At 57.4% G+C, this 12,202-nt stretch carries 14 protein-coding genes; 3 read left to right on the plus strand and 11 right to left on the minus strand.

From position 1 onward, the window contains the following. Positions 1-28: 28 nt before the first annotated feature. From GOV91_RS18505 to GOV91_RS18530, 6 genes are all read right to left on the minus strand, one after another. Positions 29-928, minus strand: coding sequence for a cytochrome c (locus tag GOV91_RS18505; RefSeq protein ID WP_170417899.1), 900 nt, complete (start codon positions 926-928; stop codon positions 29-31). Positions 929-937: 9 nt separating this feature from the next. Continuing rightward, entirely contained in the window at positions 938-1,507 is a 570-nt protein-coding gene (locus tag GOV91_RS18510) for a cytochrome c (protein WP_170417895.1), read from the minus strand. A 60-nt stretch (positions 1,508-1,567) separates the two neighbouring features. Beyond that, positions 1,568-1,750 carry a hypothetical protein gene (locus GOV91_RS18515; protein WP_157054267.1) on the minus strand — a complete coding sequence of 61 codons (183 nt, stop codon included), beginning with the start codon at positions 1,748-1,750 and terminating at the stop codon, positions 1,568-1,570. 153 nt (positions 1,751-1,903) lie between these two features. Further along, on the minus strand, positions 1,904-2,353 hold the full coding sequence (locus tag GOV91_RS18520; protein WP_170417891.1) for a cytochrome c: 450 nt from the start codon (positions 2,351-2,353) through the stop codon (positions 1,904-1,906). A gap of 67 nt (positions 2,354-2,420) precedes the next feature. Further along, positions 2,421-3,011 (minus strand): L,D-transpeptidase, encoded by a 591-nt coding sequence (locus GOV91_RS18525; RefSeq protein WP_170417888.1) that lies wholly within the window; start codon positions 3,009-3,011, stop codon positions 2,421-2,423. Between the two features lie 634 nt (positions 3,012-3,645). Continuing rightward, positions 3,646-4,299 (minus strand): L,D-transpeptidase, encoded by a 654-nt coding sequence (locus tag GOV91_RS18530; RefSeq protein WP_050605720.1) that lies wholly within the window; start codon positions 4,297-4,299, stop codon positions 3,646-3,648. A 374-nt stretch (positions 4,300-4,673) separates the two neighbouring features. Between GOV91_RS18530 and GOV91_RS18535 the strand changes: the two genes are divergently transcribed. The 3 genes from GOV91_RS18535 (at position 4,674) to GOV91_RS18545 (ending at position 7,412) form a co-directional block, all read left to right on the plus strand. Then, positions 4,674-4,985: a DUF2933 domain-containing protein gene (locus tag GOV91_RS18535; RefSeq protein WP_255612174.1), complete on the plus strand. Its 312-nt coding sequence runs from the start codon at positions 4,674-4,676 to the stop codon at positions 4,983-4,985. Between the two features lie 39 nt (positions 4,986-5,024). Continuing rightward, positions 5,025-5,198, plus strand: coding sequence for a hypothetical protein (locus tag GOV91_RS18540; protein ID WP_170417885.1), 174 nt, complete (start codon positions 5,025-5,027; stop codon positions 5,196-5,198). Positions 5,199-5,285: 87 nt separating this feature from the next. Next, the gene (locus tag GOV91_RS18545) at positions 5,286-7,412 is read left to right on the plus strand and encodes a protein-disulfide reductase DsbD (RefSeq protein WP_253285959.1); all 2,127 of its coding nucleotides are present in this window, start codon (positions 5,286-5,288) and stop codon (positions 7,410-7,412) included. A gap of 9 nt (positions 7,413-7,421) precedes the next feature. Here GOV91_RS18545 and GOV91_RS18550 read toward each other — a convergent pair whose 3' ends face one another. The 5 genes from GOV91_RS18550 to GOV91_RS18570 all read right to left on the minus strand — a co-directional run bounded on the left by GOV91_RS18550 (position 7,422) and on the right by GOV91_RS18570 (position 12,193). Next, positions 7,422-7,880 (minus strand): ATPase, encoded by a 459-nt coding sequence (locus GOV91_RS18550; RefSeq protein WP_170417881.1) that lies wholly within the window; start codon positions 7,878-7,880, stop codon positions 7,422-7,424. 114 nt (positions 7,881-7,994) lie between these two features. Continuing rightward, positions 7,995-9,143, minus strand: coding sequence for a c-type cytochrome biogenesis protein CcmI (ccmI, locus tag GOV91_RS18555; protein WP_170417878.1), 1,149 nt, complete (start codon positions 9,141-9,143; stop codon positions 7,995-7,997). Then, positions 9,140-9,628 carry a cytochrome c-type biogenesis protein gene (locus GOV91_RS18560; RefSeq protein ID WP_170417876.1) on the minus strand — a complete coding sequence of 163 codons (489 nt, stop codon included), beginning with the start codon at positions 9,626-9,628 and terminating at the stop codon, positions 9,140-9,142. Before GOV91_RS18560 ends, ccmI begins: the two co-directional genes overlap by 4 nt. Further along, the gene (locus tag GOV91_RS18565; protein ID WP_170417873.1) at positions 9,625-10,194 is read right to left on the minus strand and encodes a DsbE family thiol:disulfide interchange protein; all 570 of its coding nucleotides are present in this window, start codon (positions 10,192-10,194) and stop codon (positions 9,625-9,627) included. The genes GOV91_RS18560 and GOV91_RS18565 overlap by 4 nt, the downstream gene beginning before the upstream one ends. 4 nt (positions 10,195-10,198) lie before the next feature. Then, on the minus strand, positions 10,199-12,193 hold the full coding sequence (locus GOV91_RS18570) for a heme lyase CcmF/NrfE family subunit (protein WP_170417870.1): 1,995 nt from the start codon (positions 12,191-12,193) through the stop codon (positions 10,199-10,201). Between the last annotated feature and the right edge of the window lie 9 nt (positions 12,194-12,202).

Raw genomic sequence — 12,202 nt, forward strand, 5'->3', positions numbered from 1 at the left:
TCCAAAGAAAATTTGATCTCTCACTCGATTACCCCCCGTCGTGCACATCCAGCAGATAGGTCGCCATTGCCTTCCGGTCTTCGTCTGTCAGAAAGCTGGTGCCATAGTTTACGACCTCTCCCATGGCGCCGCCGAAGACATCGCCATCAGGCATGACGCCGGTGCGCAACGCGTAGGCCAAATCATCTACCGTCCAACCACGCTTTTGCAGGGTCTCAAAGTCGATGGCCGGTGCCTTGTCACCGCCCGGCAGAGAGTCACTTCCCTTGAAGTGTTCCGTGTCCGAATTTCTTGCGCCAGCCAGGTTCCTCCCGGTGTGGCAGGCCGCACAATGTGTGGCACCTTCGACCAGTAGCCGGCCCCGGTTCCACACTTCGTCATTGCCCGGCACGGGATCAGTGCGGGGTGGTTCCAGAAAAGCCGCGCGCCACAGCTTCAGGCCCCATCTCTGATTGAAGGGGAACGCCATTTCCTGTTCTTTTGACGGTTCCGCTACCGGTGGAACTGTTTGCCATGCGGCCCAGAGATCGGCGATGTCCTGATCCGTGAAATTGGCATAGAATGGATAAGGAAAGGCCGGGTAATAGGGTTGTCCGCCGGGTGATACGCCTTGACGCACCGCGCGGGCGAACTCCTCGATTGTCCAATCACCGATCCCGTGATCGGGATCTGTGGTCAGGTTCGGCGAAAAGAGCGTGCCGAACGGGGTATCCAACTCCACCCCACCGGCCAAGGCCGCGCCCCCTTTGGCAAAATCTGTGTGGCAAGCGATACAACCACTTGCCCTTGCCAGATACGCCCCGCGGTTAACGTCACCCTGAATGTCGAGAGCTTGTAAGGGCTGGCCAATCGGCCAAGCCATCACAGCAACAAGTCCCGCTGACGCCGCTACGGCGGCAGCAAGGCCCAATCGGAATATCGGTCTCATGACGCATTCCTATTCCGACCGAAATTGCGTGTGACACGCCGAGCATGTCTGGCTCAGCATCATGAACACACCATCTGCCGGCATTTCAGAAAGTTGTGCCTGGTTTGGACTGCCGCCCATCATTCCGGCACCCATCATAGAACCGCCACCCATCATGGATGCGCCGCCCATCATGCCCGAACCATGGCCCGACCCGGACATCATCAACCCGTTGTCCGCCGCAAGCACAAGGCCTTCAGAGTAGGATTCCAACTGCCTGGCTAACTCTGCAAATGAACCCCAATCCTGCCAGATCTCCGATTTGGCCTCCGAGGGTTTGCCATCAGATCCCTCTGGAAACAGCTTTGTCATGCTCTCGCCAGCGTGACGCCCGATTTTCTTGGCCTCGCTTCGTACCGTTTGCGCATTGTAGGGCGTTTTCCCCTGCATCATCGGCGTAAGGATCTTCATGCTGTCCTTCATCGCGGACATACCATCCATGCGTTCTTTGACGATGCCGGTTGCGCCACCATGCGCCAGGGCGGCGGCTGCAAACAGAGAAACCAGGGCAACGCCTGTGGTCATTTTCAGAATGTTCATTGTTTTGTCCTTGTCGTCTGCTTCGACGCGCCCAGGTTGAGCGCAATTCGACTGGTCAGATCAGGACACGCGGCGGTGGTGGGTCAAACGCCGCGATACCGAGAACCCGGTATTGGGCTCGAGGGATCGAGTATCTTTGTTCAGTATCTTGGGGGCCAGGCGGTGGTGGACCCATCGAAAATAGACCAACAGCGTTGCAAATCGTTCCGCCATGACAATGTCCGGGATGACCCTGCTTGACATGCTCAACGTCCGCGGAGTCCGTTTGGTCAATCACGTGCTGAGAACCACTGCCATGTGCATGAGCAGAATCGGCCGTCACAAGCAGCCCGCCAATGGTCAGCACCATTGACAGTATGATGTAACGAATTGCACTGCCCATTCGGCTCGTCACCTTCAGAAAATCCCGTTTTCCTGCTGCAGCTCTCTGATATACGCCACGATGCCCTTCACATCCGCACGGGTCAAGCCATCGACCGGCGGCATATTGCCGAACTTCCAATGGTGTGCCCGAACTCCATTCTGGACTGCCACATAAAATGACTCGTCCGAATGGTGGCTTGGTTCATAGATTTTATGCACCAAAGGTGGTGCAAGGCCTTCCAGACCTGTTGCATTCGCGCCATGGCACGCCGAGCATTTGGCGTCGAATGCCACTTTGCCGACGGCCGCAAATTCGCTTAGCTGGTCCGGCAGAGTGACGTTTTCGATTGGGTCTCCTTGCTCCAGTGCTGACGTATCGGGCGGCGTCATCGAGTGACCTGTTGGTTGCTGATTTAAGTTGTAGACGAACGCGGCGGCGCCTGCGATCACTACTCCGCCGATCAAGAGTGTAAGTTTATCCATCTCTGTTCTTCACATGATTGTCAGTTCTTAGGTTCAACGCGCGCAAAAAAAATCGGCCTGACCAAGGTCAGATCAGTTTTACCTGAGTGCCCACAGTGGCCAGTTCGAACAATTCCGCAATCTGCTCGTTGTACAAGCCAATGCAGCCGTTGGAGGATCTTCTCCCGATCTTGCGCGTGTCGTTGGTGCCGTGGATCCGGTAGTATTGCCAGCTCAAATAAAGTGCATGTGTCCCCAGAGGATTCTCCGGACCCGGGCCCACATAATCGGGCCAAGCGGGGTTGCGCTTTTTCATTGCTGGTGTCGGTCGCCAAGACGGCCCTTCGACCTTGCGAGTAACTGTGGTGTAGCCCAGCCTTGTAAGGTCTTCCGTCAGCGGTACGCTGGTTGGATACATTCGGTAGACGCTTTCGTCTTCCGACCAATATTGCAGGACCTTGGACTGTGTATCGGACAGGATCACACCATTCTTAAGCGTATCAAAGTGGTCCTGCCATTTAGCAACGCGGAATGAGGAAACATTGCGGCGCGTCCCCTCAGTTGCCGTTGATTGGGCCCAAACGGCCGGTGCTGGAAAAAGCGTCGTCGCAGCAAACGCGGCAATCACTCCACGTCGCGTAACAACCTTTCCTTCTTTGCTCCGTTTCATGCCTGCCATCCCAAAGTTTATTCTTTTTTTCCGACTCAAATAACTCGTATGCCCGGTTCCTGCGCTGGAAGGTCAACACGCAAATGACATTTCATATGGGATGTCTCGTCTGAATTGTCGTTGCCGTTGGCGCAGGGATATTTCCTTAGAAGGCGGACCCAAATCATCAAGTCATTGTGGAAAAGCAATTTTTCTTGGACGTAACTCCAGGCTGCTTTAAGCAAAACCTGACTTTCTTGAATCAACCGAACACAAAAAAGCAACGCTAACAATTGCTTAGTTCTTGGTGAATTGATGTGATCACCCGTCGATGCGAGGGTAGCAGGCACTACAAATGACAATCACAGTGGACTAAACACCATGTCCTTCAGGAAAGCTTTCCAAGCACTGGCCGCACTTTTGTTCATCGGCGCTTGTACCGAAACAACGTCAATATCTGCAGATAGCGAGCCCGGAACGCTTTCCCAAGTTCCTGACGCCGTAGCCCAGATTGCTGCTCCGGGCCAGGACCTGAACGCAGTGAAAATCATGCCTGAGGACGGTTGCTATTGGTATCGCTATGTTGGGCCAGTTGAAACAACCTACCTACCACTTAGGACTATTGAAGGGCGCCCAATCTGTACGCGCGCCTGACAAGCGCCTGTCAGCTGGTCGCGGTCAGAAGCCGCTCGGGAGGGTAGAGATGAGCCGTGGACCCTGGCCTGACACGATCATAAAGCCCGATGATATGTGGCATCGCCATCCTTACGCAGCCAGAACTTGCGCGACCTCCGATAGATCTTGGATAAGGCGTTCCGTGAATTCGCAGGTATGTGTCGCGACCACCTTCGAACAGATAAAACGCCCTTGATCCCAATGGGTTTGTCGGCCCACCGGGCACACCATCTGCGAATTGCGCATATTCATCAGGGTCGCGCTCAATCATTTCGGCTGTAGGAGTCCAACGCGGCCATTTGGCCTTTCGCTTGATCGTGTAGACTCCGGGCTCGTAAAGATTGCCTCGGGCAATGGCTACGCCGTAACGCATTGCTGTGCCACCGTCTTCGATGAAATACAGATATCGTGCCACCGCGTCGACATGAATGTCACCCGGAGTAAGTGGTCGATTGGTTTGCACACGCTGAGGCAGGAAACGTGGGTGTAAACCCCAGGGATTGGATGTTGCGGGATCAAAATTGGCTGGAGTTACTTGCGCATCCCACTCCGACCATTGCGAGGCCGCCGCCGACGTCACTCCAAAAACCGGCTGAGAGAAAATGGCGAGCGAGGCTGCAACAAAATGTCGTCTGGTCAGCATTGATAGCGCTCCTATTGGCTGGTTGGTGTCTGGAGTTAGTACCCAGGGGATTAGACAATCCGCGACGGGGGAAGATTTGTCCATTCAATTATTCGTTCGATATCGCTTCGACCCACCCGCGAGTTTTCAAGGCTTAAAGTGACCTAGGCAGCTTCGTGTTTAACCTGAAACTTCACCAGGCGTCGGGACGACAATGCCTGCTGTTCATACCCCTAAAAACTTCCCTGTTCCGGCCGTGTCTATGCACCAAGTAAGGCCCAAGCAAATGCTGGACTGGTTTGACAGCGTCAAATTCGCTTCGCGCCAAAACAGCTTGACCTTCCATCGTGGGAAGGCGTTAGCAGAGGTCTCCAATCCAAATTTTGGAGTTGAATGTGAAAGAAAAACAGACTGCAAACGCGCCGCAGGCGTCAGTACCGGTTAGCGGCGGCAAGATAATGAAATGGGGCATGATGGTATGTTGCATTGCCATGATAACGCCGATCGCTCTCTACTTGATCGCCGGCGGGACGGTTGGTGGGCTTTCTGACTCCTTGGGTCTTTTCGCACCGTTGATCCTGTGCCTCGGAGCCCATTTCTTTATGCACAAGGCGATGGAAAAATCCTGTCATTCGAACAAATCTGAATCGGAAAGACCAAAGGCAACAGACGCCGCGGTCGGACCGAACCCAGTACACCGGCAATAATCTTCAATCATGAAGCTTTGGTGCTCAAGGTTGGCCGCCATGTCGCTGGCCGCTCTTTCGCTGGCGGCTTGCGCACCACGCCCTAAACTATGCCCGCTGCAACCGCCGCAGCCTGAATACGCCCTGCCCCAAGGTTGCCGGGTTCAATGGGAGGGCGCGGATGGCGGGGCCTATTTCATCTGCGAAGACGGGCGCGAAGGTTTCGTGAGCTGATCGTGGGGATGTGACATTCCGGCTCGTTGACCCTCCAGCGCTGGAATCTGGCAGAGACGGGTGCAAAACAACCGATGGCAACGCGCAATGGCAAGAACACTCCTAAATTTATGTATTATGATCTTGGGGTTAATCTTTGGCCAGACTTCCGCCGGGACAAGCCTTGCAGCTACATCCCAAGCGTATGAATCAGAGCCCCTGGTCGCACACATAATTACCGCGCAGGACGGGATCGCGCCTGACGTCAAGACGATCACTGCAGGACTGCATCTGAAACTGGGCGAAGATTGGAAAACCTACTGGAAGTCGCCTGGTGAGGTGGGAATTCCGCCCAAGATCACTTGGAACGGCTCGCAAAACGTCAGCGACGTACAGTTTCACTGGCCCGCGCCGATCCGTTTTCGCGCCTTCGGGATCGAGAATTTCGGGTACAAGGACGAAGTGGTCTTTCCGCTGACCGTCACACTCGAGAACCCCGGAGCGCCAGTTGACTTGAAGGCCGCTGTGACAACGCTGATCTGTTCCGATATCTGTGTGCCGGTCGAGTTTTCGCTGGACTTGTCGCTGACTCAGGGAACGGGTCGGGATCAGGACTCGGCCCGGCTTATAAATGCCTTTCTGTCGCGGGTGCCAACCACGGGAAACACAAGCGGAATGAAGTCCGACGCCGCGACCCTGGATACCGAGTCCGAGATGCTGACGCTGAATTTCACCAGCGACCTGCCCTTTGATGCGCCTGATGTCTTTCCCGACATGGGACGTGACACCGCGTTTGGTGCACCCGACATCCGGCTCGCTGGCGACAGGCGTCAGCTATGGGTGCAGTTCCCGGTCCTCGCTCTGGCACAGGACCCCCCCGCCTTGTCCGTCACGGTTACCGACACCAACCGCGTGGCCGAGTTTTCGCCCCGTACCGACGCTCCCCCTACCCCGCCACCATATGAGATCGCGGCCGCCGAAACTTCAGCCAGCGCGCTGGTCTGGATCATTTTGCTGGCGGTGGGCGGCGGGTTGATTCTGAATGTCATGCCCTGCGTACTGCCAGTGCTTTCGATCAAGCTTTCCTCGGCGGTAAAGGCTCGCGACCGCTCTGCGGCTCAGATTCGCGCCGGGTTCCTGGCTTCGGCAGCCGGAATCCTGACATTCATGTGGCTGTTGGCGGCTATCACCATTGCGGCGCGGTCGCTGGGCTATTCCGTCGGCTGGGGCATCCAGTTCCAGAATCCGCTTTTCCTTGCGGTGATGATCGTGGTGCTGGCGGTTTTTGCAACCAGCCTCGCGGGCTTGTTCGAGATCACGCTGCCGCAGTCGCTGAACACCCGGCTTGCCCATGTCGAAAAGGGCCGCGTGTCGCTGGTCGGGGATTTCCTGACCGGAGCCTTCTCAGCAGTTCTGGCGACGCCCTGCTCGGCCCCCTTCCTCGGCACGGCGGTGGCCTTTGCCCTGACCGGCCGACCGGTGGATATCGTGGCGATCTTCACCGCAATGGGGGTCGGGCTGGCCATTCCTTACCTGCTGGTTGCAGTGCACCCGAAACTTACCGCCGCTCTGCCTAAACCGGGGCGTTGGATGGTGGGATTAAAATGGGCCCTGTCGGCGGCACTGCTGACCACGATCGGCTGGTTGGTCTGGGTGATGGTCGGGGTGGCCGGAGACACTGCTGCAACTGCTACCGTGCTGGCTGCAACTGTTCTGGTCCTGTTGATCTGGAAAAGTACGATGATGCCACCCGTTTTGCGCTGGACAGCCCTGTTGCTGACGCTGACCGCAGCGTTTGCCGCACCGGTTGCGATTGCCGGCAAAGACCGGTCCAGGCTGCTTGAACCAGCCGGAGAGATCCCTTGGATTACCTTCAGCCGCCCCGAAATCGCCCGCCTTGTGTCGCGCGGCGAGGTGGTTTTCGTCGATGTCACAGCCGACTGGTGTCTGACCTGCAAGGCCAACAAAGCGCTGGTGCTGGAACGCGGCGAGGTTCTGGCAACACTGCAATCGGACAAAGCAATTCCGATGCAGGCCGACTGGACCCGCCCCGACGATGTGATCGCCCGTTTCCTTGAGGACAATGGACGGTTCGGGATCCCCTTCAACATCGTCTACGGCCCGTCGGCCCCCGAAGGCATCGCCCTGCCAGAGATCTTGACCACGAACGCCATTCTCGACGCGATGGAACAGGCCGCGCCGATTGCGGGCGGAGCCGTGGAAAGCGGATCCTGACCCCGGAGTTCACATATCCCGGACGCGGTTGCTCTGCTGCGCTAAACGCATGGTCTCGTGCTCTTCCATATCCAGTATCGCCTGAAAGAGTTCGCGTGCCTCGGGTATCTCGGCACGCCCGTGCAAATACCGATATAAGTCGATCACCTGATTGTGAAGATCGAAGACCGCTTCGCAGATCTCATCGACGCTCATCTGTGCGAACGGCCTGTCGCAGGCGCGATGTGGGTCGATCGGCTCATTGCCCAAATAGTCATATACCCAGGTGTTGAGCGCTTTGGGATCGGCTCGTTTCACGAAACCATCGACGATTTTCTCCAGAGCAGCCTCATGATCGGCGAGGTAGGTAAGCAACATCCTGGCCAGCTCCTGCTCTGACTGTGTCGAACAGTGGGCCAAACATTCGGCGAGCCAATGATGCATTTCCCGCGTCCAGACAATTAGATCAGAAAACGTTTCAACTTTCATGGTCTCAACCTCCTAAAGATCGGCATGCGATAGCCTAAACCGGAATTTTCCAGATGGCTCACTGGGCATCAGCGCGAAGTCGGCGCCGGCCCGATCCACGCCGGGCTGCGGGAATCAACCCCCCAGTTCCAGCAATGCCCGGTCGATTGCCACCTTGCGCGGATCCCCCTGCGGCAGGTCATCCGCCAGATCCCTTGCCCTGCCATAGGCGTTCCGGGCGCCGTCGGTCTCGCCCAGCACCGAATAGGCGTTGCCCAGCCGCATCCAGCCGTCCAGATCGCCTGGGTTTTCCTGCATCCGGCTCGCAAGCCGTTCGACCATCGAGCGGATGAAGGCCTGCCGGTCTTCGTCTGACATCTCCTCGGCCGCCGCCACCTGATCGGCAGTTGGGCCGGGCATGGAAGGGGCAAAAGCCGCCAGATTCACCGGAGCCCGTCCGATCGACGGGGCGATGCGGTTAAGCTGGGCCACAAAACTCTCCATCCATGGCCGGAACTCCTCTTCGGCGTCCATCCGCGTCTTCAGTAGGTCATAGGCCTTATCAGGCGATCCAGCCTGCTCCAGACCAATGGCTTTGTAGAATGTCGCTGCTGGGTTCGATGGGTCCAGTTCCAAGGCTCGTTCAAACGCCCGATCGGCCTTGGGCGTAACGACACCGTCATCGGCATAGACCAACGCCTCGCCATATTGCGACACCAGCGCTGAATTCGCATTGGGTCGGTCCAGCAACCCCTCGAACGCGTCTGCGGCATCTCCAAAGCGTCCCATACGCATATAGGTCTGAGCCAACAACACCCATCCCTCGGTTGGCCCGCCGGTTTCATCCGCCTCAAGCCGCGACTTCAGGCGCACGGCAAGGTCGGCGATTTCACGGGCTTCGGCCTGCTCCCCCTCGCGTTGGGCAAATGGCTGGCTGGGGATGTAGGGACTACCCAGTTGCCAATAAAGACCGGCTCCGAGCGCTGGAACTACCAGCGCGGCAAGTAAAATCAGCGCACGCCCGGAATGGCCCATTATCGCTTTGTCGTCCGATTGCCGGTCAATCGCCTTCAGGCGACGTTCTATCTCGGCTCTGGCGGCCTTGGCCTCTTCGGCTGAGATAATTCCTCGTTCCAGGTCCTTCTCCACTTCGCCGATCTGGTCGGAAAAGATGGCAGAGGCGCTTTCGCGTCTCGACAAGTCCGAGGTCTTGCGCCCCAGGCCGGAGAGGGCGAGCGTCAGAAACACCGCCACGGCCATGAATGAAAAGATAATCCAGATCATGCGTGCGGCTCCGTGAGTGAATGGTTTTCGGGATTCCGTTCTTCGCTCGCGCCGCGTTCCGTCTCTTGTTTTCGCGACTTCCGATATCGGCGCGCATTTTGGGTCAATACCGCTGCAGTCGCGATACCACCCAGCCCCAGGATGACGATAGGCGCAACCCACAGAATGTAAGTTGATGGCTTCCATGGCGGGTTGAACAGAACATAGTCGCCATAACGCGCAACCAGAAAGTCCATAACCTGCTGGTCCGTGTCGCCTGCCACCAGCCGTTCGCGCACAAGCAGACGAAGGTCGCGCGCCACGCCAGCGTTAGAACTGTCGATGTCTTGGTTCTGGCACACCACGCATCGCACCTGTTTCGAAATCGCCCGGGCCCGCTCTTCCAATACCGGATCTGCAAGTATCTCGTCGGGCTCAACCGCGAATGCCGGCTGCGACACCAGCATCGCCAGAGTGACCGCGGTAATTACAATGCGACGTATCATGACGCCTCTCCTCCGGCCGCCCGCGCCTGATCCAGCGCGGTGCGCATCTTTGAAATTGCCTCGTCGCCCAGCACCGGGCCGACAAAACGGAATACGACCTTGCCCGCGCCATCAATCACAAAGGTCTCCGGCACGCCGGAAATCCCCCATTCGATCCCGGCTCGGCCGTCCAGGTCGGAACCGATGCGCTCATAAGGGTTGCCCAGATCGTCGAGCCATTTCCGCGCGTCCTGCGGCTTGTCTTTGTAGTTAATGCCCATCAGGCGAATGCCCTCATCGCGTACCATACGCGTCAGCACCGCATGTTCGGCCCGGCAGGGCACGCACCAGGACGCAAACACGTTGACCACGATCGGAGCTGACCCGTCATTTTCCACCAGATCGGTACTGGACAGCCCGTGGGTATCCAGCCCTTCGACCGGCGGCAAGTCGAACTCAGGCACCGGCTGCGAGATCAAAACAGACGGGATTTCGTTTGGATCGCGATCGGGATTCAGTCCCCATAGCAGGAAGGCACCCAGGATGCCGGCAATCGTAATTGGGAACAGTGCAAATAGACGTTTCATTGCCCTACTCCGCCGCCACCGCAACGGAGCTCTGCCCAGTCCGTTTTCGTGGTGCACCGACGCGTAGACGCCGATCGGAGAGTGACAAGACACCACCAAATGCTAACAATCCTGAACCTATCCAGATCCAGACCACCAATGGCTCATACAAGATACGCAGGGTCCATTTGCTCTGTTCTGATTCCGCCGCCGGTTCCGATATTGAGGCGTAAAGGTCCCCTGCCAACGTCGTTCGAATTGCTGACTCGGTCGTACTGGTACCCGCCACGAGATAGGCCCTGCGCTCGGGTTGAAGCGTGGTGACATAAGCGCCATCGCGAAATACCGTCAGTGTGGCCGCGCGAGACAGATAGTTCGGACCGCGAAGCTGTTCCACACCGTCAAAACGCACGTCGAACCCTGCTATCTCAATCTGTGTTCCGGGCTCGGCAAAAGTCACGACCTCGGATTTCCAAGCGCTGGACCCGATAAAGCCGATCATACAGACAGCCAACCCCGCATGGGCCACGACCATGCCGTAATGAGAACGCGGTAGGCTGCGGGCCCGACGCAGGGACTCGGCCAACGGTGCCTCACCCAGCTTAATTCGGCTGGCCCACTCTGTCAGCACAGCGCCCAGCAACCAAACCGCAAGGCCGATCGACACTACCGCCAAGGCTGGGCCGCCGGTATCCAGATACCACACAAGCAACGCTACGAGCAGGCTAACCCCGGCCACCCATTTGAGCCGGGACAGAACACCGCGCAAATCCGCCCGCTTCCATGACAACAGCGGCCCAATCCCCATTACAACGACTAGAACCAGCATGATCGGCACGAAACTGGCGTTGTAATAAGGTGGTCCAACCGAAATCTTTTCACCTGTCACAGCCTCAAGCAAAAGCGGATAAAGCGTACCGAATAGAACCGTCGCCGTTGCGGTGGCCAGCAGCAGGTTGTTAATAAGCAAACCGGCCTCGCGGCTGATCGGGGCAAAAAGACCGCCGCCCTCCATCTCCGGTGCGCGTATGGCAAACAGCGTCAATGAACCACCGATCGCGACAGCCAACAGCGCCAAGATGTAAATGCCGCGTTCGGGATCGACCGAAAACGCATGGACCGATGTAAGCAAGCCTGAGCGGACAATGAATGTCCCCAACAAGGACAACGAGAAGGTCAAAACGGCCAGTAGGATCGTCCAACTTTTGAAGCTGCCGCGCTTTTCGGTCACAATGGCCGAATGGAACAGCGCTGTGCCAGCAAGCCAGGGCATAAACGAGACATTCTCGACCGGATCCCAGAACCACCAGCCGCCCCAACCCAGTTCGTAATAGGCCCACCAGCTGCCCAGAACGATACCAAGTGTCAGAAACACCCAGGCCGCCAATGTCCAGGGTCGGACCCACCGCGCCCATGCCGGATCGACCCGCCCCTCAATCAGGGCAGCCACGGCGAAAGAAAATACGATAGAGAAGCCGACGTAACCCAGGTATAGGAACGGCGGGTGCATAGCCAGGCCGACATCCTGCAACAGCGGATTTAAATCCTGACCATCCAGCGGTGCCGGAAACACCCGGTCAAACGGGTTCGAGGTGAACAGCATGAATGACAGGAACCCCGCGCTGATCCAGGCCTGCACTGCCAGAGTGCGCGCCTTGAGTTTCAGTGGGATGTTCCGAGCCAACAGAGACACACCCAGCCCGAAAATCACCAATATCAGAATCCACAACAGCAGCGACCCTTCGTGGCTACCCCAGGTCGCAGCCACCTTGAAAAGCATCGGTTTCAGCGAATGAGAATTGCTGGCCACATTTAGCACAGTGAAATCGCTGACCACGAAGGACCACATCAGAGCGGCGAAGGCGATAGCAACCAGCGCTGTCAGTAGGACCGAGGTCGCAGATGCCGATCGCATCCACATGACATTGTTCCGTGCTGCTCCAATCAAGGGAAATACGCTTTGCACCAAGGACACGGCCAGGGCAAGCGCCAGGGCGAACTGCCCGATTTCCGGTATCATTCCAATCCC

This window comes from Ruegeria sp. HKCCA6837 (genome assembly GCF_013034475.1).
Taxonomy (GTDB): Bacteria; Pseudomonadota; Alphaproteobacteria; order Rhodobacterales; family Rhodobacteraceae; genus Ruegeria.